This is a genomic window from Skermanella mucosa (assembly GCF_016765655.2).
In the GTDB taxonomy this organism is placed as follows: Bacteria; Pseudomonadota; Alphaproteobacteria; order Azospirillales; family Azospirillaceae; genus Skermanella; species Skermanella mucosa.
On sequence record NZ_CP086106.1, the window covers coordinates 3,007,283 to 3,029,943 of the forward strand.

General features: G+C 69.0%; 25 protein-coding genes. 18 read left to right on the forward strand and 7 right to left on the reverse strand.

Features of this window, described 5'->3' with window-relative positions; translation table 11 throughout:
* The first annotated feature begins 3 nt into the window (after positions 1 to 3).
* The 7 genes from JL100_RS13750 (at position 4) to JL100_RS13780 (ending at position 6,342) form a co-directional block, all read left to right on the forward strand.
* A complete protein-coding gene (locus tag JL100_RS13750) occupies positions 4 to 1,263 on the forward strand; it encodes a vWA domain-containing protein (RefSeq protein ID WP_202680264.1) in 1,260 nt (419 codons plus the stop codon).
* A complete protein-coding gene (locus JL100_RS13755) occupies positions 1,260 to 1,580 on the forward strand; it encodes an XdhC family protein (RefSeq protein WP_202680265.1) in 321 nt (106 codons plus the stop codon). The genes JL100_RS13750 and JL100_RS13755 overlap by 4 nt, the downstream gene beginning before the upstream one ends.
* Positions 1,577 to 2,293 (forward strand): XdhC family protein, encoded by a 717-nt coding sequence (locus JL100_RS13760; RefSeq protein WP_202680266.1) that lies wholly within the window; start codon positions 1,577 to 1,579, stop codon positions 2,291 to 2,293. Before JL100_RS13755 ends, JL100_RS13760 begins: the two co-directional genes overlap by 4 nt.
* A gap of 6 nt (positions 2,294 to 2,299) precedes the next feature.
* A complete protein-coding gene (locus tag JL100_RS13765) occupies positions 2,300 to 3,922 on the forward strand; it encodes an NTP transferase domain-containing protein (RefSeq protein WP_202680267.1) in 1,623 nt (540 codons plus the stop codon).
* A gap of 76 nt (positions 3,923 to 3,998) precedes the next feature.
* Positions 3,999 to 4,520 carry an ankyrin repeat domain-containing protein gene (locus JL100_RS13770; protein WP_202680268.1) on the forward strand — a complete coding sequence of 174 codons (522 nt, stop codon included), beginning with the start codon at positions 3,999 to 4,001 and terminating at the stop codon, positions 4,518 to 4,520.
* 48 nt (positions 4,521 to 4,568) lie between these two features.
* The gene (locus JL100_RS13775; protein ID WP_202680269.1) at positions 4,569 to 5,807 is read left to right on the forward strand and encodes a Zn-dependent hydrolase; all 1,239 of its coding nucleotides are present in this window, start codon (positions 4,569 to 4,571) and stop codon (positions 5,805 to 5,807) included.
* A gap of 103 nt (positions 5,808 to 5,910) precedes the next feature.
* A complete protein-coding gene (locus JL100_RS13780; protein ID WP_202680270.1) occupies positions 5,911 to 6,342 on the forward strand; it encodes an ArsC/Spx/MgsR family protein in 432 nt (143 codons plus the stop codon).
* 28 nt (positions 6,343 to 6,370) lie between these two features.
* Here JL100_RS13780 and JL100_RS13785 read toward each other — a convergent pair whose 3' ends face one another.
* Positions 6,371 to 7,396: an SMP-30/gluconolactonase/LRE family protein gene (locus tag JL100_RS13785; protein ID WP_202680271.1), complete on the reverse strand. Its 1,026-nt coding sequence runs from the start codon at positions 7,394 to 7,396 to the stop codon at positions 6,371 to 6,373.
* 244 nt (positions 7,397 to 7,640) lie between these two features.
* Between JL100_RS13785 and JL100_RS13790 the strand changes: the two genes are divergently transcribed.
* The 5 genes from JL100_RS13790 to JL100_RS13810 all read left to right on the forward strand — a co-directional run bounded on the left by JL100_RS13790 (position 7,641) and on the right by JL100_RS13810 (position 11,062).
* Complete coding sequence (locus JL100_RS13790; RefSeq protein ID WP_202680272.1) at positions 7,641 to 8,003, forward strand: DUF4398 domain-containing protein; 363 nt, start codon at positions 7,641 to 7,643, stop codon at positions 8,001 to 8,003.
* Between the two features lie 26 nt (positions 8,004 to 8,029).
* Positions 8,030 to 8,818: an OmpA family protein gene (locus JL100_RS13795; RefSeq protein ID WP_202680273.1), complete on the forward strand. Its 789-nt coding sequence runs from the start codon at positions 8,030 to 8,032 to the stop codon at positions 8,816 to 8,818.
* 121 nt (positions 8,819 to 8,939) lie between these two features.
* Positions 8,940 to 9,590 carry a thermonuclease family protein gene (locus JL100_RS13800; protein ID WP_202680274.1) on the forward strand — a complete coding sequence of 217 codons (651 nt, stop codon included), beginning with the start codon at positions 8,940 to 8,942 and terminating at the stop codon, positions 9,588 to 9,590.
* 138 nt (positions 9,591 to 9,728) lie between these two features.
* A complete protein-coding gene (locus JL100_RS13805; protein ID WP_228421245.1) occupies positions 9,729 to 10,094 on the forward strand; it encodes a phage holin family protein in 366 nt (121 codons plus the stop codon).
* Entirely contained in the window at positions 10,091 to 11,062 is a 972-nt protein-coding gene (locus tag JL100_RS13810; RefSeq protein WP_202680276.1) for a PRC-barrel domain-containing protein, read from the forward strand. The genes JL100_RS13805 and JL100_RS13810 overlap by 4 nt, the downstream gene beginning before the upstream one ends.
* Positions 11,063 to 11,076: 14 nt before the next feature.
* Here the strand turns inward: JL100_RS13810 and JL100_RS13815 are convergent, their stop codons facing one another.
* Complete coding sequence (locus tag JL100_RS13815) at positions 11,077 to 11,886, reverse strand: MBL fold metallo-hydrolase (RefSeq protein ID WP_202680277.1); 810 nt, start codon at positions 11,884 to 11,886, stop codon at positions 11,077 to 11,079.
* Positions 11,887 to 12,075: 189 nt separating this feature from the next.
* On the opposite strand from JL100_RS13815, the gene JL100_RS13820 reads away from it, so the two are divergent.
* Positions 12,076 to 12,555 carry a hypothetical protein gene (locus tag JL100_RS13820; protein WP_228421246.1) on the forward strand — a complete coding sequence of 160 codons (480 nt, stop codon included), beginning with the start codon at positions 12,076 to 12,078 and terminating at the stop codon, positions 12,553 to 12,555.
* 15 nt (positions 12,556 to 12,570) lie between these two features.
* Here the strand turns inward: JL100_RS13820 and JL100_RS13825 are convergent, their stop codons facing one another.
* The gene (locus JL100_RS13825; RefSeq protein ID WP_202680278.1) at positions 12,571 to 13,548 is read right to left on the reverse strand and encodes a patatin-like phospholipase family protein; all 978 of its coding nucleotides are present in this window, start codon (positions 13,546 to 13,548) and stop codon (positions 12,571 to 12,573) included.
* Positions 13,549 to 13,847: 299 nt separating this feature from the next.
* On the opposite strand from JL100_RS13825, the gene JL100_RS13830 reads away from it, so the two are divergent.
* The 4 genes from JL100_RS13830 to JL100_RS13845 all read left to right on the forward strand — a co-directional run bounded on the left by JL100_RS13830 (position 13,848) and on the right by JL100_RS13845 (position 18,878).
* The gene (locus JL100_RS13830) at positions 13,848 to 15,659 is read left to right on the forward strand and encodes an ABC transporter ATP-binding protein (RefSeq protein WP_228421247.1); all 1,812 of its coding nucleotides are present in this window, start codon (positions 13,848 to 13,850) and stop codon (positions 15,657 to 15,659) included.
* A 134-nt stretch (positions 15,660 to 15,793) separates the two neighbouring features.
* Positions 15,794 to 16,636 carry an NAD(P)-dependent oxidoreductase gene (locus tag JL100_RS13835; protein ID WP_202680280.1) on the forward strand — a complete coding sequence of 281 codons (843 nt, stop codon included), beginning with the start codon at positions 15,794 to 15,796 and terminating at the stop codon, positions 16,634 to 16,636.
* Positions 16,637 to 16,676: 40 nt separating this feature from the next.
* On the forward strand, positions 16,677 to 18,143 hold the full coding sequence (locus tag JL100_RS13840) for a M81 family metallopeptidase (protein ID WP_202680281.1): 1,467 nt from the start codon (positions 16,677 to 16,679) through the stop codon (positions 18,141 to 18,143).
* A 12-nt stretch (positions 18,144 to 18,155) separates the two neighbouring features.
* Positions 18,156 to 18,878: a type 1 glutamine amidotransferase gene (locus JL100_RS13845; RefSeq protein WP_202680282.1), complete on the forward strand. Its 723-nt coding sequence runs from the start codon at positions 18,156 to 18,158 to the stop codon at positions 18,876 to 18,878.
* 415 nt (positions 18,879 to 19,293) lie between these two features.
* On the opposite strand, the gene JL100_RS13850 is transcribed toward JL100_RS13845, so the two are convergent.
* The 4 genes from JL100_RS13850 to JL100_RS13865 form a co-directional block, all read right to left on the reverse strand.
* Positions 19,294 to 19,755, reverse strand: coding sequence for a peptidoglycan-binding domain-containing protein (locus JL100_RS13850; RefSeq protein ID WP_202680283.1), 462 nt, complete (start codon positions 19,753 to 19,755; stop codon positions 19,294 to 19,296).
* A gap of 45 nt (positions 19,756 to 19,800) precedes the next feature.
* The gene (locus tag JL100_RS13855) at positions 19,801 to 20,382 is read right to left on the reverse strand and encodes an rRNA large subunit pseudouridine synthase E (protein WP_202680284.1); all 582 of its coding nucleotides are present in this window, start codon (positions 20,380 to 20,382) and stop codon (positions 19,801 to 19,803) included.
* Between the two features lie 10 nt (positions 20,383 to 20,392).
* Positions 20,393 to 20,863 (reverse strand): peptide-methionine (S)-S-oxide reductase MsrA, encoded by a 471-nt coding sequence (msrA, locus tag JL100_RS13860; RefSeq protein ID WP_202680285.1) that lies wholly within the window; start codon positions 20,861 to 20,863, stop codon positions 20,393 to 20,395.
* Positions 20,864 to 20,958: 95 nt separating this feature from the next.
* Positions 20,959 to 21,651, reverse strand: a complete 693-nt coding sequence (locus JL100_RS13865) for a dienelactone hydrolase family protein (protein WP_202680286.1) — start codon at positions 21,649 to 21,651, stop codon at positions 20,959 to 20,961.
* Between the two features lie 129 nt (positions 21,652 to 21,780).
* On the opposite strand from JL100_RS13865, the gene mepA reads away from it, so the two are divergent.
* Positions 21,781 to 22,653: a penicillin-insensitive murein endopeptidase gene (gene mepA / locus JL100_RS13870; protein WP_228421248.1), complete on the forward strand. Its 873-nt coding sequence runs from the start codon at positions 21,781 to 21,783 to the stop codon at positions 22,651 to 22,653.
* Positions 22,654 to 22,661 lie beyond the last annotated feature (8 nt).

Genomic DNA, 22,661 nt, shown 5'->3' on the forward strand with positions numbered 1-22,661 from the left:
GCCATGGTCCAGGACACAAGCGACAGCCAGCAGGACATCCAGATCGACGGCGGACGCCTCTCCGCCAACATCATGCATTTCGCCCGCTGCCTGCGCGCCGCCGGGCTGCCGATCGGCCCGGGCAAGGTGCTCCAGGCGCTGGAAGCGGTCGAGGCCGTCGGCATCGGCAACCGCCGCGATTTCTACTGGACGCTGCACGCCGTCTTCGTCAACCGCCGCGACCAGCGGGAGCTGTTCGACCAGGCATTCCACGTCTTCTGGCGCAACCCGGACATACTCAAGCGCATGATGGCGCTGCTCCTGCCCGCCCTGAAGGCGGACCTGAAGCAGGAGGGACCCGAGATGTCGCGCCGCCTCGCCGAGGCGTTGCAAACCAACAAGCCTAGACCTGGCGAGAGCGACGGCGGCGAGCAGGACCAGGAGATCGAGATCGACGCCTCGCTGACCTGGTCGGACCGCGAGCTGATCCAGACCATGGATTTCGAGAAGATGTCGGCGGCCGAGATCGCCATGGCGAAGTCGGTGATCAAGCGCATGTCGCTGCCGATCATGACCGTCCCGACCCGCCGGTTCCAGCTCAGCCACCTGGGCCACCGCGCCGACCTGCGCGCGACCCTGCGGCAGACGCTCCGCTCCGGCGGCGACGTGATCGATCTGGCGACCAAGCGGCGGCGGGAACGCCATCCGCCGCTGGTAGTCCTGTGCGACATCTCCGGCTCCATGAGCCGCTATTCGCGCATGCTGCTCCATTTCCTGCATGCGGTGACCAACGACCGCGACCGGGTCCATACCTTCCTGTTCGGCACCCGGCTGACCAACGTGACGCGCTACCTGCGCTACAAGGACATCGACGTGTCGCTGGAGAAGGTCTCCGGCGCAGTTCAGGACTGGTCGGGCGGCACCCGCATCGGACGCAGCCTGCACGAGTTCAACCGGGTCTGGTCTCGCCGGGTCCTCGGGCAGGGCGCCGTCGTCATCCTGATCACCGACGGCCTCGACCGCGATGCGGCGGAGGGACTGGGCGAGGAGATCGAACGCCTCCACAAGAGCTGCCGGCGGCTCATCTGGCTGAACCCCCTCTTGCGCTATGACGGGTTCGAGCCGAAATCCAGTGGCATCAGGGCCATCATGCCCCATGTCGATGATTTCCGACCGGTCCACAACTTGGCCAGCCTCGCCGATCTGGCGAAGGTGCTCGACCATGTCGGACCCCGACGCCACGGCGGCATGGCGCGATGGCTAGCGGAGGTGGCTTCAGCATGACGTACGAGAACAACATCCCGGAGATCGCGGCGGCGCTGCGGGCCGAGGGCAAGCGCGTAGCACTGGCAACCGTCGTCTCGACCTGGGGCTCCTCGCCCCGGCCGGTCGGCAGCCAGCTCGTGGTGGACGAGACCGGCGCCATGCAGGGCTCCGTGTCGGGCGGCTGCATCGAAGGAGCCGTGGTCCACGAGGCCATGCAGGCCATGCAGGACGGCGAGCCGCGCATGCTCAGCTTCGGCGTCGCCGACGAGCAGGCCTGGGAAGTGGGCCTCGCCTGCGGCGGCAAGGTGCAGGTCTATGTCGAGGCGGTGGAATGAAGACCGAGATCCTTCAGCGCCTGGTCAGGGCGCGCGCGGAGAAATGCCCGGTGGCCCTGGTCACGGACCTCGGCTCCGGCCTCCAAACGCTGGTCCACGAGGACGTCGCCCACGGCGGCTTCGGCCTCGACCGGGAGGAACTGGCCGAGGTCCGCCGCTTCCTCCGCGAGGACCGCAGCGGCATCGTGGAGATCGGCGATGCCCGGCTGTTCATCCACTCCTACAACCCGCCGCTGCGGATCATCATCATCGGCGCCGTCCACATCGCTCAGGCCCTGGCGCCCATGGCCTCGCTGGCCGGCTACGACGTGGTCGTGGTCGATCCCCGACGGGCCTTCGCGACCGACGCGCGCTTCCCCGGAATCTCCATGAACGGCGAATGGCCGGACGACGCGCTGAAGCAGCTTGCGGTCGACAGCCGCACCGCCATCGTCACCCTGACCCACGATCCCAAGCTGGATGATCCGGCGCTCCACGTGGCGCTGCGCTCCCCGGCCTTCTATGTCGGCTCGCTGGGCAGCCGCAAGACCCACGGCAAGCGGGTGGACCGCCTGCGCGAGGCCGGCTACACCGAAGCCGAGATCGCCCGCATCCACGCCCCCGTCGGCTTGGCCATCGACGCGGTCACCCCGGCCGAGATCGCCCTGGCGATCATGGCCCAGATCACCCAGGTGCTGCGCCGGGAACCCTCCGCCGCCGTGGCGGCGGCCTGACCGGGCATGCGCTTCGGTCAGGTCTCCCCCGCAGACGCCGTCGGCGCCATCCTGGTGCATTCCGTCCGGACCGGCGGCATCGCCTTCAAGAAGGGACGGCTGCTCACCGCCGAGGACGCCGCGGCGCTCGACCGCGCCGGCATCGGGCGGGTGACCGCCGCCCGCCTGGAAGACGGCGATGTCGGCGAGGACGCCGCGGCGTCCCGTATCGCCCGGGCCGCGGCCGGTCCCGGCCTGGACGTGGCCGCCGCCTTCACCGGCCGGGTCAACCTGTTCGCCACGGCCCCGGGGATTTGCGTCATCGACGTGGACCGGTTGAACCGGCTGAACCTCCTGGACGAGTCGGCAACCGTCGCCACCCTGCCCGCGTCAGCGCCGGTCGAGGCGGGCCAGATGGTCGCGACCATCAAGATCATCCCCTTCGCGGCTCCTGAAGCCGTCGTCGCCCGGGCCGAAGCCATCGCCGCCGAAGGTGGGCCGCTGATCCGGGTCGCCGCGTTCCAACCCCTGCGCGCCGCCCTGATCCAGACCCGCCTGGCCGGCATGAAGGAGTCCGTCCTGGACAAGACGGTCGGCGTCACCCGCGGCCGGCTGACCGCCATCGGCTCCGAACTGGCGGGCGACATCCGCGTGGACCATGCCGAGGCCGCGGTCGCCGACGCCGTCGCGACCGCGGCGTCCTCCGGCATCGACCTGCTGCTGATCGCGGGCGCATCGGCCATCACCGACCGGCGCGACGTGCTGCCTGCCGGCATCGAGCGGGCCGGCGGCACCGTCGAGCATTTCGGCATGCCGGTGGACCCCGGCAACCTGCTCCTGCTGGCGCGCGTCGGCGGGATGCCCGTCCTGGGCCTCCCCGGCTGCGCCCGATCGCCCAAGCTCAACGGCTTCGACTGGGTGCTCCAGCGTATGGCGGCCGGCATCCCGGTGACGCGGCGGGACATCATGATGATGGGAGCCGGCGGCCTGCTGACCGAGATCCCGACCCGCCCCCTGCCCCGCGCCTCGACTCCCGCGGCCGAGCCGCAGGCAGCCCGCGCTCCGCGCATCGCTGCGCTGATCCTGGCAGCCGGCCAGTCGCGCCGGATGGGCGCGCTGAACAAGATGATCGCTGATGTGGACGGCAAGCCGATGGTGGCCCATGTGCTGGATGCCGTCACCGCCTCCCGGGCCGGCCCCGTCACCGTCGTGACGGGCCATGACCCGGACGCGGTCCGGGCCGTGCTGGCCGGCCATGAGATCCGCTTCGTCCACAATCCCCGCTACGCCGAGGGGCTCAGTACCTCGCTCCGCGCCGGCATCGCGGCCCTGCCCGACGACATCGACGGCGTGCTGGTCTGCCTGGGCGACATGCCGCGCGTCGGGGCGGAGACGCTGAACCGCCTGATCGCCGCCTTCAGCCCGCAGGAGGGCCGCGCCATCTGCGTTCCGACCGTCGGCGGCAAGCGCGGCAATCCCGTCCTGTGGGATCGCCGCTTCTTCGCCGAGATGCGGGGCCTCGCCGGCGACGTGGGCGCCAAGCACCTGATCGGCCTCCATGCCGACCAGGTCTGCGAGGTCGCCATGGAAGGCGATGGCGTCCTCCTGGACATCGACACGCCGGAAGCGCTCCATGCCCTGAATTCTTGAGGGTCATGAAGTCTTGTGGGGCGGAAAACCGTTCCCGGCCGTTCCATCCGGGACAGGCCGACCAGGGAGAACCCTTATGCAGAACCAGAAACCGCAGATGGACGAGGAGACGCTTGCTTTCCTGCTCCAGGTCTTCCAGACGGTCAGGGCGGGCCAGGCCGCGGAACTGCACGAATATCTGATACGCGGCCTGCCGCCCAACCTGCGAAACGAGAAAGGCGACAGCCTGCTGATGATCGCCGCCTACCACGGGCACGCCGACGCGGTGCGGGAGCTTCTCGCCCATGGCGCCGACATGGAGATGGCGAACGACCGCGGGCAGACCCCCCTGGCGGCAGCCGCCTTCAAGGGCGATATCGGGATCGTCCGCATGCTGCTCGATGCCGGTGCCGACGTGGACGGCTGCGGCGACACGGGAAGGACGGCGCTGATGACCGCCGCGATGTTCAACCGGACCGAGATCGTCGACCTGCTGCTGGAGCGCGGCGCCACCATAGACCGCGTCGATGCCGGCGGCCACACGGCCCGGGCCGCCGCCGAGGCCATGAACGCGCCCGACACGCCGGGACAGCTTGCCCGCGCCGCGGCACGTAGCTAGACCGGGCGTTCCAACCTTCCCTACCCTCCTCGCGCGCAGGCCCGACCCATGACCAGCATTCCCTACATCGACGAAGCCCGGCTCTGGAAACGCCACATGGCGATGGCCAGGATCGGCGCGCTGCCGGGCGGCGGCGTCAATCGCCCGGCGCTCTCGCCCGGCGATGCGCAATCGCGCAGTCTGCTGGCCCGGTGGGCCGGAGAACTCGGGTTCTCCGTCGCGACCGACCCCATCGGCAACCTATTCGTCCGCCGCCCCGGCACCGACGACTCCCTGCCGCCCGTAATGAGCGGTTCCCACCTCGACACCCAGCCGACCGGCGGCAAGTTCGACGGCGCTTTCGGCGTGCTCGCGGCCTTCGAGGCGCTTCAGGCGATCCACGAGGCGGGAATCGTGACGAAGCGCCCCATCGAGGTCGTTTCCTGGACCAACGAGGAAGGTTCCCGCTTCCAGCCCGGCTGCTCCGGCTCGTCGGCCTTCACCGGTGCCGTGCCGCTCGACCGCATCCTGACTGCGGTCGACCGCGACGGCATCTCGGCGCGCGACGCCCTGGCCGCCGTCCTGGCGAGCGAGCGCGGCATGGCGATGCGTCCCCTCGGTTTCCCGGTGGCGGCATTCCTGGAATGCCACATCGAGCAGGGGCCGAAGCTGGAGGAGGCCGGGCTGCCGGTCGGCATCGTCACGGGCATCCAAGGCTCGCGCTGGTTCGCGGTGGAAGTGCTGGGCGACGAGGCCCATGCGGGAACCACGCCCCGGCGCAACCGCCGCGATGCGCTGGTAGCTGCTATCGGCATGGTCTCGGCGCTGGAGCGGCTGATGCACGACGAGGAGGACCGGGTCCGCTTCACGGTCGGCCGGTTCGAGGTCCAGCCCGGATCGCCCAACACCATTCCCGGCCGGGTCTTCTTCACGATCGATTTCCGTCATCCCGAGGCCTCGACCCTGAAGCGGCTCGGCGACCAGGTGGACGCGGTCTGCCGGGCCCATGCCGGCCCCTGCGCCGTGACCATCGAGGAAACCTTCCACAGCCTGCCGACCGAGTTCGACCCAGCGGTGATCGCCGCCATGCGCGGCGCCGCCGAACGCCTGGGCATCCGGACCCTGGACCTGGCGTCGGGCGCGCTGCACGACGCCAAGTTCCTCCAGGACGTCTGCCCCAGCGGCATGGTGTTCGTTCCCTGCGAAGGCGGCATCAGCCACAACGAGGCGGAGAACGCCAAGCCCTCCGACCTGGCGGACGGTGCCCGGGTCCTGGCCGAAGCCCTGGTCACCCTCGCCAACGCCTGACGGCTTCAAGGCGAGGTGCGACGCATCGCCCAGGGGGCGGCGCGGCATGCGGCGGTGCACAATGCCCGCCGCACCCCGCGCATCCCATCCGGAGAACCGCCCCATGGCCGAAGTCCTGTTCTACGCCAAGCCCGGCTGCCCCGCCAACGCCAAGCAGAAGACCCAGCTCGAAGCCGCCGGCCACACGGTCGTCGCCCGGGACCTGCTGTCCGAGCCCTGGACGCCGGAGACGCTGCGCCCCTACTTCAACGACCGCCCGGTCGAGGAGTGGTTCAACCGCTTCGCCCCGGCGGTCCGCAGCAAGGAAGTCGTGCCGGCCGACCTGGACGAGGCGGCGGCGCTCGAAGTCCTGATCAGGGACCCCGAGCTGATCCGCCGCCCGCTGATCCAGGTCGGCGACCGGCGCGAGGTCGGCTACGATCCGACCACCCTGAACGCCTGGATCAGCCTGATCCCCGTCTCCGACGGCCTCTCCTGCGACGAGAAGCACGCCCAGGGCCGCTGCGACCACGGCCACGGGCACCACCACCACTGAACTCCAGCAAGTCCGCCCCTGGCGGCGCTCAGGGGACCTGGGCGCCGCGGGTGTTGACGTACACCGCGTAGAGCGACGTGCTGGCGGTCATGAACAAGCGGTTCTTCCGGGGACCGCCGAAGCAGACGTTCGAGCAGACTTCCGGCAGATGGATCTTGCCGATCAGCATACCCTGGGGATTGAAGACGTGGACGCCGTCATACCCTTCCCCACCCCAGCCGGCCGACGCCCACAGGTTCCCGTCCACGTCGGTGCGCATGCCGTCGGCGGCGCCGGCGCCCATGTCGGCGAAGACCCGGCCGTTGGTCAGGCGCGTGCCGTCCGCCACGTCGAACACCCGGATGTGCTTCGGCCCGTCGTCCCCCGTGTCGGCGATGTAGAGCTTCGTCTCGTCGGGTGAGAAGCACAGGCCGTTCGGCCGGCGGAAGTCGCCGGCTACCACGGTCGCCTGACCCGTCGCGGGGTCCAGGCGGTAGACGTTGGTCGGCAGCTCGAACTCGGCCTTGCCGCCCTCGTAGTCGCCCAGGATGCCGTACCCGGGATCGGTGAACCAGATGCCGCCGTCCGAATGCACGACGGCGTCGTTCGGGGCGTTGAGCCTCTTCTCCTCGAACCGGTCGATCAGCACCGTGACGGTACCGTCGTACTCCGTCCGCGTGACCCGCCGGGCGCCGTGCTCGCAGGTGATCAACCGGCCCTGGCGGTCGCGGGTGTTGCCGTTGGCATAGTTCGACACCGGACGGAAGACGCTGACCGCCCCCGATTCCTCGGTCCACCGCATCAGTCGGTTGTTGGGAATGTCGCTCCACACCAGGTAACCGCCATCCCGGAAATAGACCGGCCCCTCCGCCCAGCGGAGCCCCTTGGCCAAGCGTTCGACGTTGGCGTTGCCGATCCGGTACTTGGCGAAGCTCGGGTCCAGCACCTCGACGGCCGGGTCGGGGTATCGCACGGGTTGCGGGTCGCCCCAGTCGCGGGCCAGGACGGGGCCTGCCGCGAAGGCCGCTGCCGAAGCAGCACCTGCTTTCAGAATCGTACGCCTGTCCATATTCATGGTGTTTCCTCCCGTGTCGGCAGCAGATTTTCAGGCTGCATTCTCTGGTTGACCAGGAGAGGATCGCATTCGATCGCCGTCGTGGCGATATGCAAAGTCAGTCTATACCGGTTCGAACTCTCCCGGGCCTTGCGAGGGAACTAGTCGCATCCTTGCTGGTTGTAGGGCAACGCGGGCGTGACCCGCGATCTTCAACTGCCGACGAGAGTGTGATGTCATGCCAATAACGTCCGAAGTACGGGGATTGGGCAGACTGTGCCTCGTGGCCGGTGCTGCCCTGGCGCTGGCCGCCTGCGCCAACGATATCCCGGCGCCAACCGAACAAGTGACGCTGTCGGACAACATCATCCGGAATGCCGAGAACGCCGGCGCGGTCCAATACTCCCCCGTGGAACTCAACATGGCGCGCGAGAAGCTGGAAGCCGCCCGACGCGAGATGCAGGACGAGAACAACGCCGAGGCCCGGCGCCTCGCCGAGCAGGCCGAGGTCGATGCCCGTCTCGCCGAACTCCGCTCCCGCACCCAGACCACCAAGGACGCGGTCGCCGCGGTCCAGGCCAGCATCGACACGCTTCGGCGTGAGCTGAACGCACGGCCGACCAGTTGAGGGAGACGCGACCAATGGGAAATCACATGACCGTCATTCGCCGCCTGGCGCTGGGCGCCTCGGCCTGCGCGCTGCTGGCCGCCTGCGCGAACGCCCCGACCGAAACGTCCAGCGTCAGCCAGGCCAACTCGGCCTATCAGTCGGCCCGCAACGATCCGCAGGTGGTCAACACGGCCGCGCTTGAGCTGCAGCGCGCCGAGCAGGCCCTGCGCGAGGCCCAGGACGCGCAGTCGGCCGGCGAGGAGGTCGACGTGGTCGACCACGAGGCTTACCTGGCGTCGCGCCGGGCCGAGATCGCGACCCAGACCGCCGAGCTCAAGGCGGCGCAGCAGCAGATCGAGCAGGCGAACCAGAGCCGCGACCAGGTCCTGCTAAATGCCCGCTCCGGACAGGTCCAGAGCCTCCAACGCCAGCTTTCGGAACTGCAGGCGAAGCAGACCGAGCGCGGCATGGTCCTGACTCTGGGCGACGTGCTGTTCGAGGTCGGCAAGGCCGAGTTGCGGTCGAGCGCCCAGCGCACCATCACCGATCTCGCCGCCTTCATGCGCCAGAATCCGGAACGGTCGGTGGAAGTCACGGGCTTCACCGACAGCACCGGCAGCGTCGAGCTGAACCAGGAACTGTCCGAAAACCGCGCCGAGGCCGTTCGCCGCGCCCTCGTGGCCCAGGGCATCAACCCGCAGCGGATCGTCACGCGGGGCCTCGGCCCGGCGCTTCCGGTCGCCAGCAACAACACGTCCGGGGGACGGCAACAGAACCGCCGCGTCGAGATCACCATCTCCGACGAAACCGGGTCGATCCCCCCGCGGGCCTGACCGGGAACCATCCGCCGCCCGTCCGGTTGGCCAGGAGATGGTACGCGGACAGGCGGCGGAGGGCCCAGGCTCCATGAAACCATCCCGGATCAGAAACGCCGCGCGATCGCTCGGGATCGTCATGTTGACGGCCCTGAGCGTCGGCGCCGCGGCCCGGCACTCCCCGGCGCTCGACCGGCAGGCCTCCGAAGGAACGGTTCCCACCGAGGTGATCGACGGCGATACCGTGCAGGCCGGTTCGGAAGTATACGAACTGGCGGGCATCGACGCGCCGGAACTGGGACAGCGGTGCCTGAACAGCGCTTCCCTGTACGCCTGCGGGCAGGAAGCCAGCTTCGCGCTCCGCAAGATGATCGGGATCACGGCGGTATCCTGCACGCGCCAGCCCGATGGCGACGGGGTGGAATGCGCGGGCAGCGCCGGCAACCTCGGCCTCCTGCTGGTGAAGCAGGGCTTCGCCGTGGCCCGTCCGGGGGCCGCGCCCGCCTATCTGGAAGCGCAGCGGGTCGCCAAGGACAGCAAGCTGGGGATCTGGCGGGGCGACTTCGTCCCATCGGTCCGCTGGCGGCAGGGCGACAGGCTGGAGGCGGAGCGACAGTCCCCGGCTCCTTGCCCCGTCAAGGCCGCCGTCGAGCAGTCGGGCCGCAAGGTCTACCTGGTGCCGACCGACAGCGTCTACGACAAGGTCACGCCCGATCAGGAAGCCGGGGGCCGCCTGTTCTGCAGCGACGAGGAAGCCCGTGCCGCCGGTTTCGAGCGGCCGGCCTCCTGACGCGGACGTCCGGATCTCCGGGAACTCGAACGCCTTTGAAATGGTTTGCCCCATGCTGGACGACGCCCCGGACGTCGGGGTGCGCGCATGTGGGAGCGGGAGTGGACAATGCAGGAAAACCGGACGGTTGACATGCCCTTGAGCGGTCTTTTCGCCAACCTGAGGCAGGAGGCGACGCTGCTGGTCAAGCGGGAGATCGAGCTGGCCCGGGTCGAGGCCGGACAGAAGGTGGGGCAGATAAGCCGCGGCGCGGTGGCCCTGGCGGTCGGCGGCGCCGTGCTGTTCATCGGCATCCTGTTCCTGATGCTGGCGGGAACCTGGGGCCTGTCCGAGTATATCGAGCCCTGGATTTCGGCGCTGGTGGTCGGCGGCATCGTGCTGCTGGTCGGCGTCGTCATGCTGCTGAAGGGCATCAGCAACATGAAGAAGCTGAACCTGACGCCGGAGCGGACGCTGGAAACCCTCAAGGGCGACGCCAGCCTGGTCCGGGGCCGCACGCCATGACCGGCTACGGCCGCTCACCGGACGAGATCCAGCGCGAGATCGGCGAGACCCAGGCGAACCTTGCCCGGGCGATCTCGCAGCTGGAGCGCAAGTTCAAGCCGAGCGAGTGGCTGGAGGATGTCACGGGAACGCTGCGTTCCCGCGGCGGTCACCGGCTGGCCGATGCGATCCGGGACAATCCGGTGCCTGCCGGACTGATCGCCCTCGGGATCGCCTGGCTGGCGGTCTCCGTCGCATCGACCACGCCCCAGCCCGACCGCTTCGCCGCCGATGGCAAGGGATGGCGCCGCCGGGCGGTCCTGTCGGCGCAATCGCTGATCGGCGACGAGGTCCGCAACCTGGAGAACCAGGGGCTGGGCCGGATCGAGGACATCATGATCGACGTCCCGACCGGGCGCGTCGCCTACGCCGTGCTGTCGTTCGGCGGCATCATGGGGATGGGAGGCAAGCTCTTCGCCCTGCCCTGGCAGGCGCTGCGCGTCGACGAGCGGCGCCGGCAGGTCTGGATCGACATCGACAGGGCGCGCCTGCGCGAGGCTCCCGGCTTCGACAAGGACGACTGGCCGGACATGGCCGACCTGTCCTGGGGGCACCGTGTCCACGGCTTCTGGATGGGGCGCGACGGCGACGTGCTGCACAGGCGCGTCATGTCGGCCGGGAGCCTCGCCGGCGACACCGTGCGCAACCGGGCCGGCCAGGATCTGGGGACCATCGAGGCCACCATGGTGGACCTGGCGGACGGCAGGGTCGTCTACACGGTCCTGGCGTTCGGCGGCACCCTGGGCTTCGGGGAGAAGCTGTTCGCCGTTCCCTGGCGCGTGCTCAGGCTCAACGAGCAGGAAAAACGCTTCATCCTGGACGCCGATCCGGAGCGGCTGAAGCAGATGCAGGGCTTCGACAAGGACAAGTGGCCCGACATGGCCGATCCCGCCTGGAGCAGCCGCATAGAGATGCAGTTCGCCCGCTGACGGCCCGCCGGCCCTCAGTGGCCGGGCAGGACGAGGATCTGGCGGTACGGGAGGGTCTGGCGGGACAGAGTCACCGTGGCGCTGTCCGACGTCCTGACCTCGTAAGTGCCGCCCATCCGCTGAAGGAAGCCCGCGAGCGTCGAGGCGTTGAAATAGTGCATCGGGACCACCAGCGCCGGCTGGATCTGGGCGATCACCTCGACCATGTAGTCCTGCGCCATGGTGTATGAACCGTCCACCGGCACCAGCAGCACGTCGATGACGCCCAGTTCCGCCAGGTGCATGTCGGTCAGGGTATGGTGCAGGTGGCCCAGGTGGGCGACGCACAGGCCGCCGGCCTCGAACACGAAGATCGAGTTGCCGCTCACCCGCGTGCCCCCGTAATCCCTCACGTTGGTCGGGACGTTCCGCACCCGCATGTCGCGCAGGGTCACGTCATGGACCGCCATGCCGTCCTCGTCGCCCCAGCCGCGCAGCACATGCCGGATTCCGGGGTCCGGCCGGTCGGTGTAGTGGGTCGAATGCGCGTTGTTCATCGTCACGATGTCGGGCAGCCGGTCCGGCCGCAGATAGCCGTTGTAGTCGGTCACCGCCGACACGTCCTCCGGGCTCTCGATCAGGAAACTGGAATGGCCGAGGAAGGTCAGCCGCAGCGATCCCGCGGCCGGGGCCGCCGCCTGCCTGATCGCCGCGAGGTGGAGCAGCGTGCCGGGGCCGGACGCCACCGGCTGGCACATGGCCATGGCGGCCGACGGGCCGGCCAAGCCGGCGAGGAACGTGAGGATGCCCGCGATCAGGCGGCGGAACATGGCTTGGAACGGCATCGAAGCGACCTCCCCGATTGGTCCGGCCCCCTTGGGTCCGGGAAGCCCCATCAAGCTTGAAGCGGAAGCGCTCTCGATCAAGCCTCGCCGGGTGAACTACAGTGCCTCCTGTACTGTTTTCCAAGAAACAATATGAATCCCGGACACCGGGCCGGGACATCGGGCCAGGACATCGGAAAGGAGCGTGAGGTGAGGGGATCAGCGTCGATCAGGACCATGCTTGTGCTGGGTGCCGCCGCGGCGGCATTGGCATCCTGCGCAAACCCCAATGCGGACAAGGCCGCCGACGCGCGGCGGACACTCGTCGGCATGCCGAAGGAAACCTTGCTGTCCTGCGCCGGGGTGCCGCAACGCTCCGCCCAGGTCGACGGCACGGAGTTCATGACCTACACCAGCCGGGAATACAGCGGCGGCGGACCGAGCACCTCGTTCGGCGTTGCCGGCGGCAGCGGCGGCTCCGGCGTCGGTTTCGGCATCGGCATCCCCCTGTTCGGCGGGGGCGGCGGCTACTCCAGCAGTTGCGACGCGACCTTCACGGTACGCAACGGCGTGGTCGAGCAGCTCTCCTATACCGGCTCGGCCGGCGCTTCGGCCTCGCTGGGGCAGTGCTACCGGATCGTGGAGAACTGCCTGGAACTCGTGCCGGGAGGCACCCTGCCGCCGCGCTGACGCCGGCAGCCCCCGTCAGCGGGCGGTATCCCGCAGGTTCGCGCTGAAGACGCGGATCGCGTCGGCCAGGTCGGGCACGGCCCGCTCGGTCGCGGCCGCGCCCTCCTCGATGGCGTCCGCCGCCCGGTCGAACTCCAGCAGCCCGACATGGCCGAGCCGGGGCGCGATCTGGACGTCGGGCGGATCGGACGCGAGGCGCGCCCGCCCGATCCGGTCGGTGATGATCCCCAGGGAGGACACCATCACGCCGAACAGGCTCGGCCCCTCGTAGTCGCGGCTGAAGACGCGCCGGGTCAGGGAGTCCAGCCGCGACGGCGGCGGCGTTTCCGGAGTGCTCTGCGTCTCTTCGAGCACCTGGAGCAGATCGAATCCGGCGGCGGTCGCGATGCTGGCGCCGGGTTTGCGCGCCTTGCCCAGGATGTCGGCGTTGAGGTTGACCGCGATCACCATCTCGGCGCCCAGCGCCCGGCAGGCCGCCACGGGAACGGGGTCCACCAGGGCGCCGTCCACCAGCCAGCGCTGGTCGATGCAGATCGGCGGAAAGACGCCGGGAAGCGAAAAGGACGCGCGCAGCGCCTCCGCCAGGCCGCCCGTCCTCAGCCACACCTCGTGGCCGGTCACCAGGTCGGTCGCGATGGCGGCGAAAGGGATCGGCAGATCCTCGATCTGCTGGCTGCCCATGTGCTTCTTCATCTCGGCCATCAGGCGGCCGCCGCCGATCAGGCCGCCGCTGCGCACCCGCAGGTCCAGATAGCTGACGATCTTCATGCGGCTGAGATTGCGCGCCCATTCCTCCAGCGTATCGAGGTGGCCGGCGAGGTAGGAACCGCCGACCAGGGCGCCGACGGAGGTTCCGGTGACGATGTCCGGCTCGATGCCGAGGCGCTTCAGGCTGCGGATAACCCCGATATGGGCCCATCCGCGCGCGACGCCGGCGCCGAGCGCCAGGCCGATGCGGGGACGGGTGCGGATCAGGCTGGCTTCGTCGGGCATGCGAGCACCTGGCTGATGCTTTGAAAAGACCACCGTGTAACGAAAGGCTACACGGTCATAGTTAATGCTTGGTCAAAGGATATGGCCCCGGCCACCCTGCGGCTGTGGCGTCATTCACCCCGTCTGTCTTCCCGCATCCACCTCCGGCCGGCGGGGGACAGGCACCCATGGGACAAGTCACCGCTGGCTAAATGCCTTCGGATCGGTCAAGTTCCGATCGATCCCTGAACTCGCCGGCTTCGACGGGCGAGCATCCGCGTCCTGTTCCGCGCCTCATGAAAACCAATCCGTCCTCATCCGTGACAAAAACCTTCGACCAGCCGACGACCCGCCACACGGCCACCTGGCCGCTGCTGAAGCGCCTGGTCCTGACCTACCTGAAGCCCTACCGCTGGATCCTGGCGCAGGCTCTGCTGTGGATGGCCGTGGCGGCTGCGACGACCGGCATGATGGCCAAGCTGATGGAACCGATCATCGACGAGGTGTTCCAGAACCGCAATCAGGCCATGCTGCTTCCGGTCGCCGCCGGTGTGCTTATCGCCTTCGGGTTGCGGGGGATATCGACCTACTTCCACAGCGTCCAGATGAACAAAATCGGCCAGCGGATCGTGGCCGACGTCCAGGGCGACATGTATGCCCACCTGCTGCGCTCCGACCTGTCGTTCTTCCACGGCACCTCGGCCGGGCAGCTCATCTCGCGCATGGTCAACGATGTCGGACTGATGCGGCTGGCCGTCGCGGAATGCCTGACCGGACTGGGCAAGAGCGTGCTGACCCTGGTGATCCTGGTCGGCGTGATGTTCCACCAGGACTGGGTGCTGGCGACCGGGGCCTTCGTGGTCTTCCCGGTGGCGGCCTATTTCGTGGCGCGGATCGGCAAGCGGCTGCGCAAGGTCTCGGCCAACACCCAGGCGGAGTTGGGCCACTTCTCGACCATCCTGAACCAGACGCTCCAGGGCGCGCGCCACGTCAAGGCGTACGGAATGGAGACGTACGAGCAGAAGCGGGTCGGCGGGATCATCGAGAACCTGTACGAGCTGGTCCACAAGGGCTTCAGGGTGTCGGCCATGTCGGGACCGGTTACGGAGATCCTCAGCGGCCTGGCGATCGTCACGGTGATCGTCTACGGCGGCTACCAGGTGATCAGCGGGGAGCGCACCCCCGGCGCCCTGTTCTCCTTCATCACCGCGTTCCTGCTGGCCTACGAGCCGATGAAGCGGATGGCGAAGCTGAACGGCCAGCTCCAAGGCGGCCTCGCCGCGGCCGACCGGGTCTTCGCCCTGCTCGACACGGCGCCCGCCATCGTGGACCGGGCCGGCGCCCGTACGCTCGACGTCGCCCGGCACGACGTCCGGTTCGACGACGTCCATTTCTCCTACGGCGACGACAAGCAGGCGCTCCACGGGATCACCCTCGACGTGCCGGATGGCCAGACGGTGGCGCTGGTCGGCCCTTCCGGCGCCGGCAAGTCGACGCTGCTGAACCTGATCCCGCGCTTCTACGACGTCACCGGCGGCGCCGTCAGGATCGGCGGCGTCGATGTGCGCGACGTGACGCTGGAGAGCCTGCGGAGCCGCATCGCCCTGGTCAGCCAGGAGGTGGCGCTGTTCGACGACTCGATCCGGGCCAACATCGCCTATGGCAGGATCGGGGCTACGGAGGACGAGATCATCGCCGCCGCCAAGGCGGCCGCCGCCCACGACTTCATCCTGGGCCTGCCCGACGGCTACGACACGCTGGTCGGCGAGTTCGGCGTCAAGCTGTCCGGCGGGCAGCGCCAGCGGATCTCGATCGCGCGCGCCATGCTCCGGAACGCCCCGATCCTGCTGCTCGACGAGGCGACCTCGGCCCTCGATACGGAATCGGAACGCGCCGTCCAGGGCGCCCTGAGGGCGCTTCAGCGGGGGCGGACGACGCTCGTGGTGGCGCACCGGCTGTCCACGATCGTCGATGCCGACCGGGTCTACGTGATCGACGGGGGACGGGTCGCCGAGACCGGAACCCATGCCGAGCTCCTGCGGCGCGACGGGATCTATGCCCGACTGTGGGGCATGCAGAGCGGCAACGCCGCCGCCGCCTCGGAACCCATGATGCAAGCGAGGTCGGTCTGACGGGCAGATTTTTTTAACGGAGGGGGGATTGCACCGGGTGGCCCATCCGTTAATCTAAGGATGATGCGTTGAGAGCAAGACCTCCCGCATATGCTTCCCCCGCCATATTCCGTTCTCCAACACGGTAGGTCGCCGTGCCAGATATTGTCATCTCCGAACCCATGCACGAAGCCGCGGTCCATGACCTGGGCCGCAGTTTCGAAGTCCGATACGACCATGCACTGGCGCGCGACGGCGCCGCCCTCAGCGGGGCTGTGGCCGATGCCCGCGCGCTGATCGTGCGCGACCGCACGATCATCGACGCAGACCTGCTCGACGCCGCGCCTCGCCTGCGGGTGATCGGTTGCCTGGGCGCCTGCGCGGCGCAGGTCGACCTGGAGGCTTGCCGCGCCCGGGGCATCGAGATCCACGCCTACGAGGCGGGGGCCGAACAGACGCCGGTCGACCGCGTCGTCGCCGGACTGGTCCGCCTGCTCGGCCGTTCCGGCTGGACGCCCGGCGGCGGCGACCGGACGCTGGGCCTCGTCGGGTTCAACCCGGTCGCGCGGGAGGTCGCCGGCCGGGCTCGTGCCCTGGGTCTGACCGTCTGGGCCTACGACCCGCTGGTCGACAGCGAGAGCCCGCTGTGGGCCGACCTGGGCGTCCATCCCACCGGCCTGCTCAGCCTTCTGGAGAGCTGCGACGCGGTCAGCCTCCACCTCCGCCTGACCGACGAGACCCGCGAGTTGATCGACTGGGAAACCATCACCGAGATGCGCCCGGGCGCCGTCCTGATCAACGCGTCCCATCCGGGCCTCGTCGACAACGGCGCCGTCATCGGCGCGGTCCGGACCGGGCGACTGGCCGGCGCGCTGCTCGACCTGGAAGAGGGCGATTCCGAACCCGAGCTGGACACCCGCAACGCGGCCGACGCACGGATCGGCGCCTTGATCGCCCACAAGGTTCGGACCACACTGGAGCGGCGCGAGGAGGCTTGAGCGCCGCCGACGGGGTAATCATAAAACGGGAGGAAGGCCGATGCGTGTCGTCATCGCGCTGCTGAAGCACGAAACGAACACCTTTTCTCCCGTGCCCACGCCGCTGGAGCGGTTCGGCAACGGCGGGCCGGCGTGGGGGGCGGACGCGTTCCGCGCCTACCGCGGGACCGCCACGCCGATGGGCGCCTTCATCGACCTGGCCGAGGCCGAGGGGGCCGACATCGTGACGCCGGTCGCGGCGGAGGCCTGGCCCAGCGGCCCGGTCAGCGACGACGCCTATGCAAGGTTGACCGACTCGATCCTGGAGGAAGTCGCCCGGGGCTGCGACTGCGTGCTGCTGGACCTGCACGGCGCCATGGTGACCCGCAGCTTCGAGGACGGCGAGGGCGAACTGCTGGCCCGCGTCCGCGCCGCCGCCCCCCATGTGCCGATCGGCGTCGCCCTCGACCTTCACGGCAACCTGTCGGAAAAGATCGTCTCCAACGCGACCGCCATCGCCGGGTTCAAGACCTATCCCCACGTCGACATGTACGAGACCGGTGACCGCGTCGGCAGGATCACGCTGGGCGCCCTGAAGGGGACCTGCCGGCCCGCCATGGCCTGGGGCAACCGGCCGATGCTGCCGCATGTGATGCGCATGGGCACCGATGAAGCCCCCATGCGCGACCTCATGCAGGAGGCGCGGCGGCTGGAGCGGAACGGCGCCCTGGCGGTCAGCGTGTTCGGCGGCTTTCCCCATGCCGACATCCGCGACGCCGGGATCAGCGTGGTCACCGTGACAGAAGGCGACCGGGCCGGCGCCGAAGCGATCCGCGACAGCCTCCTGGACGAAGCCTGGCGCCGCCGGGAGGAGTTCGTCTACCACGCCGAGCCGCTTGACAGGTCGGTGGGCCGCGCCCGCGACCTCGCCGACGGCCCGGTGCTCCTGCTCGACCACTCCGACAATTGCGGCTCCGGCGGCACCCAGGACGTGACCGCCGTGCTGGCGGAGATCATGCGGCAGGGCCTGAAGGACGTCGTCGCCTTCGCGATCCACGACCCGGCCTCGGTCGCCCGGCTGATCGAGGCCGGGGTCGGCGCCCGGGTCACGCTCGACATCGGCGGCAAGCTGCCGATGCCCGCCCTCGGGCTGGAAGGGCGCCCGCTCACCGTCGCCGGCACGGTCCGCGTCATTACCGACGGCGAGTACACGATCCGGGGGCCGATGTATACGGGAGTGCGCGTCGGCATGGGCCGTACCGTGGTGCTCGACACCGGGACGGTCGAGATCGTGCTGATCGAGCGCCACCACGAGCCCTGGGACCTGGGTTGCCTGCTCAGCCTCGGCATCGATCCCGCGGCGAAAAAATACATCATGCTGAAGTCGCGCATCCATTATCGTGCCGGCTTCCAGCCCATCGCCCGGCACATCGTGGAATGCGCCGGCGAGGGGGTGACAACCTCGGACTACGGCCGGCTCCATTTCGAGCGGGTCCGCCGTCCGGTCTTTCCACTCGACAAGATGTGAAGCCCTGCCATCGTGCGTATCCTCGTGGTCCAGAACAGCCGGCGCGCGCCCGCCGGGCTGCTCGGCGAATATCTCTCCGACTTCGGCGCCGACCTCGTCACCGTCACTCCGCCCGAAGGTGAAGCCCTGCCCGCCGGCATCGACGGCTTCGACGGCGCGCTGGTGCTCGGCGGCCCGCAGTTCGCGGGCGACGACCAAGCCAATCCCTACCTGCCCGAACTGCTGGACCTGATGCGCCGCTTCGCCGAGGCGGACCGGCCCCTGCTGGGCGTCTGCCTGGGCGCGCAGCTGCTGGCCCGGGCGCATGGCGAACGGGTCTACAAGCACAGTCAGGTGGAACGCGGCTTCTGCCCGGTCACCCGGACGGATGCCGGAGCCGCCGACCCCCTGCTGGGTCCGCTGGGACCCGTCCGCCACATCATGCAGTGGCACTACGACACGTTCGACCTGCCGCAGGACGCCGTCCTGCTGGCGACCGGACCGGACTGCGCCAACCAGGCTTTCCGGCTGGGCGGGACCCAGTACGGCCTCCAGTTCCACCCGGAAGTCACGCCGGAGATCGTCCGCGACTGGGTCGCCATGTTCCGGACCGAAGCCGGCCCGGACGAGGATTACGACTCGATCGCCCGCGAGATGGAGGTCGGTCTCGCAGAACACCTCCCCGAAGCGGCATCCTTCGCCCGCGACCTGGCCCGCAATTGGCTTGACCTGGTGGCCCGCCGGGCGGATCGGTAGAGCGGGTTCCGCCCACGGCTGTCCGGCACGATACTTGCCTATCTACCAAAAGATGATTCTTGGGATACTTTGTCTTCTTTTTGTCGTCATGCCCGGACTTGATCCGGGCATCTCCGGCCACGGAGCCCTGGTGAGACCTGCGATACGATGCCCGGATCAAGTCCGGGCATGACGAAAAGGGAGCGTTTTCGTCCGAGACCAAGCCTTTTGAGAAAAAAGCAAATATCGTGCCGTACAGCCGTGGGTTCCGCCCGGGCTGACCCCGTTCTCCATGCGGCCTGCCGCTCTACTCGCCGTGATGCATCGGCCCACCTGTCCCGGTTGGGTCGAACTGGACGAAAACCGCGCTGGTTCATGCGGAGGGGCGGCGTCCCGCCGCCCAAGGTGCGCGGGACGCGCACCCTCCAACAGTGATCTACCGCTGTGCCGCGCGAACAGCCTCCAGCAGGGCTGAGTCCGGTTCCGCTCCGGCGGCGATCGCGTGGTCGCGCCTGAACGCCGCGATGGCCCCGTGGGTCTTCGGTCCCATCAGGCCGTCGGCCGGACCCGGATCGTAGCCGGCGGCCTTCAGCAGCGTCTGGATTTCCCGCAGCTCCGCCCTGGTCACCGGCCGCGGCCGTTCCGGCGCCTGCACCGCCGCCGGTGCGGGGGCGCTGGGCGCGGGAACCGCCTCGCGCGCCGGCGCCACGGCCTGCGGGACCGGCGCCGCCGCGACCGGCTTGGGCGGCCGGACGATGCCGGGATTGTTCAGGGCCGCCAGATAGAACAGGCCGAACAGCGAAGCGGACAGCAGGCCGATGACGATGACGGGAGCGGCCCCGATGCGCGGCATGCTCACGGCACCCTGAAGCCTGAACTGGGCAAGATCGATCGCCATGGAAGCACCCCGGCCGCCGATGATGTGGAAGTGCCCCGGATTTTATCAGCTTCCCTGTCTGGAGGTGACGGAAATCTCACGCCATTCGCCGGGTGCCAGCCCTTCGACGGTCCAGTCCCCAACGGCGCGCCGAATCAGGCGCAGCGTCGGAAACCCGACCGCGGCCGTCATCCGGCGGACCTGCCGGTTGCGCCCCTCGCGGAGCGTCAGTTCGATCCAGGATGTCGGGATGCTGGCCCGGTACCGGATCGGCGGATCGCGCGGCCAGAGATCGGCCGGCTCGTCGATCAGCCGAGCGCCGGCCGGCAGCGTCGGGCCGTCCTTGAGCGTGACGCCGCGCCGGAGCGACTCCAGCGCCGACTCGTCCGGAACACCCTCGACCTGCGCCCAATAGGTCTTCGGCCGCTTGTGGCGCGGGTCGGCGATCCGGGCGTTCAAGGCGCCGTCGTCGGTCAGGACCAGCAGCCCCTCGCTGTCGCGGTCGAGACGGCCGGCGACATAGACCCCGGGGATCTTGACGTAGTCGGCCAGGGTCGCCCGGCCATGCTCTCGGTCGGTGAATTGCGAGAGGACGTCATAGGGCTTGTTGAACAGGATGACCCCGCCCCGCCGCCGCCCCGACCTCACGGACCAGCCCTCATATATGGCACGAAGCCATGCCGCGGCGTTCCAGATAGCGCTGGTGATACTCCTCCGCGCGCCAGAAGGTGGAGGCCGGGGTGATCTCGGTCACGATCGGCCGGACGAACCGGCCGGAGGCCTGGGCGCGCTCCTTCGATGCCCGGGCCTCCGCCTCCTGCTCCGGCGAATGGGTGAAGATGGCCGAGCGGTACTGGGCACCGACATCCGGCCCCTGGCAGTTGAGCGTGGTCGGATCATGGATCTGCCAGAACACTTCGAGAAGCTGCGCGTAGGATACCCGCGCCGGATCGTACTCGACCTGGACGACCTCCGCATGGCCGGTCTCGTCGGTGCAGACATCGTCATAGGTCGGGTTCTCCCGGGTTCCGCCGAGATACCCGACCGACGTGTCGGTCACGCCGTCCACGTGGCGGAACGCCGCCTCCACGCCCCAGAAGCAGCCGGCACCGAATGTCGCTTTCTCCATGATCCGCCTCCAGTCGGGATGCCGCCTCCAGCAGGCGGCAGCCGTTTGCGAGTATGTTGAGGCGCCCGGTCCGTCCGTCCAGTGCTCCGGCCCTGCTAACGCAGATACAGGCTCAGGAAATCGAAGGTGCGCTGCTCGGCCAGCTTGCCTGCCGCCGCCTCGGCTCCCGTGGTGCCGCTCCGGGCGAAGCCGTGTCCGACACCAGGATAAGTGTGAATGGCGACCCCTGCAACGGGACACAGGCGTTCCACCAAACGCTTGCGCGTTTCGGGCGGAATGAAGGGGTCCTCCGCGCCCAGGTGCATCATGAACGGGCGGGTCAGCTTCACGGCCTCGCCGAGATGCTTCTCGATCCTTGTGCCGTAAAAGGCGACGTTGGCCTGCGTGTCGCCTCGGCACGCCATCAGGTAGGCGATGCGCCCGCCCATGCAGTAGCCGACGGTCGCGACGCGCTCGTTGCAGGGCCCCATTTCCCGCAGGTGGAGGACCGCGGCCCTGACATCGTCCAGCATCTGATCGTCGCTCACTTCCGACATCCGGCGCCGGCCTTCCTCCAGCGCCTGGTCGGTTCCCGGCTCCAGCTCCGGCAGGCTGCCCTGCCGCCAGGTGAGATCGGGGCAGACAGCCAGGAACCCTGCCTTCGCGAACCGGTCGGCCGTTTCCCGCATTGACCTGTTGAGCCCGAAGATCTCGTGGATCAGCACGACCCCGCCGACGCGCTCGCGCTCGGGCACGGCCAGGTAAGCCGGCATCCGCTGGTCATGCACATCGATCATTATGTCCGGCATCTGTCTTCCCCCTGCGACTACGGCCCTCGTTGATTCGGGAAACCGTGTATTAACCAAACGATGCTACACGGCTGGGTGACGCGTGGGGAGACTCCCGAACGCCATAGCCAACCTAAAGATGATCCACCCATGACGCCCAGGCTTCCGGCCTTCCTGCTTGCCGTCGGAATGACCCTCTGCACGGGGCTTTCCGCTGGGGCCCAGCCAAGCAGAACGGGAGATTGGGGCAAGGTCGCGGCGCCAGCACCCGGTCCGCCCAGGATCTTCGGATCATACACGAACGGATGTATCGCCGGGGCGCGGTCCCTGCCGCCCGAGGGTCCGGGGCATCAGGTCGTCCGCCTGTCGCGCAATCGCTATTTCGGCCACCCGGAAACCGTCGACTACCTGCTGAACCTGGGGCGCCGCGTCGCGGGCGCCGGCCTGGGGATCGCGCTGATCGGCGACATGTCCCAGCCGCGCGGCGGGCCGATGGCGTTCGGCCATGCCAGCCACGAGATCGGACTGGATGCCGACATCTGGTTCCGCCTCGACCTGCCTCCCCTGCCCCGCAGCGGGCGCGAAGACCTCGACCTGCCCAGCATGGTCGACTTCAAGGCGAGACGGGTCGATCCCAGGCGCTTCACCGCCCGGCAGGCCGACCTGGTCCGGTTCGCGGCGATGGATCCCCGCGTCGCCCGGATCTTCGTCAATCCCGCCATCAAGCAGGCGCTGTGCGAGCGTCCCTGGAGCGATCGGTCCTGGCTGCGCCTGGTCCGTCCGTGGCACGGACATGACGCCCATTTCCATGTCAGGCTGAACTGCCCTGCCGGTCAGCCCGACTGCATCTCCCAGGATGCGCCGCCGGACGGCGACGGCTGCGGCGCGGAACTGGCCGATTGGCTGGCCCGGCTGACTCCGCCGGCCAAGGCACCGGCCAAGCCTAGGGCCGCTCCGGCGAAGCCGGCCCTTGCCCCGGTACCGTCCGCCTGCTCCGCCGTCCTCGCGATGCCGCCGCGCTAAGCAAGCCG

What these genes read in the sequence shown, in the direction of transcription:
- JL100_RS13750 (WP_202680264.1), top strand. Translation starts at nt 4, where the DNA reads ATGGTCCAGGACACAAGCGACAGCCAGCAGGACATCCAGATCGACGGC.
- JL100_RS13755 (WP_202680265.1), top strand. Translation starts at nt 1,260, where the DNA reads ATGACGTACGAGAACAACATCCCGGAGATCGCGGCGGCGCTGCGGGCC.
- JL100_RS13760 (WP_202680266.1), top strand. Translation starts at nt 1,577, where the DNA reads ATGAAGACCGAGATCCTTCAGCGCCTGGTCAGGGCGCGCGCGGAGAAA.
- JL100_RS13765 (WP_202680267.1), top strand. Translation starts at nt 2,300, where the DNA reads ATGCGCTTCGGTCAGGTCTCCCCCGCAGACGCCGTCGGCGCCATCCTG.
- JL100_RS13770 (WP_202680268.1), top strand. Translation starts at nt 3,999, where the DNA reads ATGCAGAACCAGAAACCGCAGATGGACGAGGAGACGCTTGCTTTCCTG.
- JL100_RS13775 (WP_202680269.1), top strand. Translation starts at nt 4,569, where the DNA reads ATGACCAGCATTCCCTACATCGACGAAGCCCGGCTCTGGAAACGCCAC.
- JL100_RS13780 (WP_202680270.1), top strand. Translation starts at nt 5,911, where the DNA reads ATGGCCGAAGTCCTGTTCTACGCCAAGCCCGGCTGCCCCGCCAACGCC.
- JL100_RS13785 (WP_202680271.1), bottom strand. Translation starts at nt 7,396, where the DNA reads ATGAATATGGACAGGCGTACGATTCTGAAAGCAGGTGCTGCTTCGGCA.
- JL100_RS13795 (WP_202680273.1), top strand. Translation starts at nt 8,030, where the DNA reads ATGACCGTCATTCGCCGCCTGGCGCTGGGCGCCTCGGCCTGCGCGCTG.
- JL100_RS13800 (WP_202680274.1), top strand. Translation starts at nt 8,940, where the DNA reads ATGTTGACGGCCCTGAGCGTCGGCGCCGCGGCCCGGCACTCCCCGGCG.
- JL100_RS13810 (WP_202680276.1), top strand. Translation starts at nt 10,091, where the DNA reads ATGACCGGCTACGGCCGCTCACCGGACGAGATCCAGCGCGAGATCGGC.
- JL100_RS13815 (WP_202680277.1), bottom strand. Translation starts at nt 11,886, where the DNA reads ATGCCGTTCCAAGCCATGTTCCGCCGCCTGATCGCGGGCATCCTCACG.
- JL100_RS13825 (WP_202680278.1), bottom strand. Translation starts at nt 13,548, where the DNA reads ATGCCCGACGAAGCCAGCCTGATCCGCACCCGTCCCCGCATCGGCCTG.
- JL100_RS13840 (WP_202680281.1), top strand. Translation starts at nt 16,677, where the DNA reads ATGCGTGTCGTCATCGCGCTGCTGAAGCACGAAACGAACACCTTTTCT.
- JL100_RS13850 (WP_202680283.1), bottom strand. Translation starts at nt 19,755, where the DNA reads ATGGCGATCGATCTTGCCCAGTTCAGGCTTCAGGGTGCCGTGAGCATG.
- msrA (WP_202680285.1), bottom strand. Translation starts at nt 20,863, where the DNA reads ATGGAGAAAGCGACATTCGGTGCCGGCTGCTTCTGGGGCGTGGAGGCG.
- JL100_RS13865 (WP_202680286.1), bottom strand. Translation starts at nt 21,651, where the DNA reads ATGCCGGACATAATGATCGATGTGCATGACCAGCGGATGCCGGCTTAC.
- mepA (WP_228421248.1), top strand. Translation starts at nt 21,781, where the DNA reads ATGACGCCCAGGCTTCCGGCCTTCCTGCTTGCCGTCGGAATGACCCTC.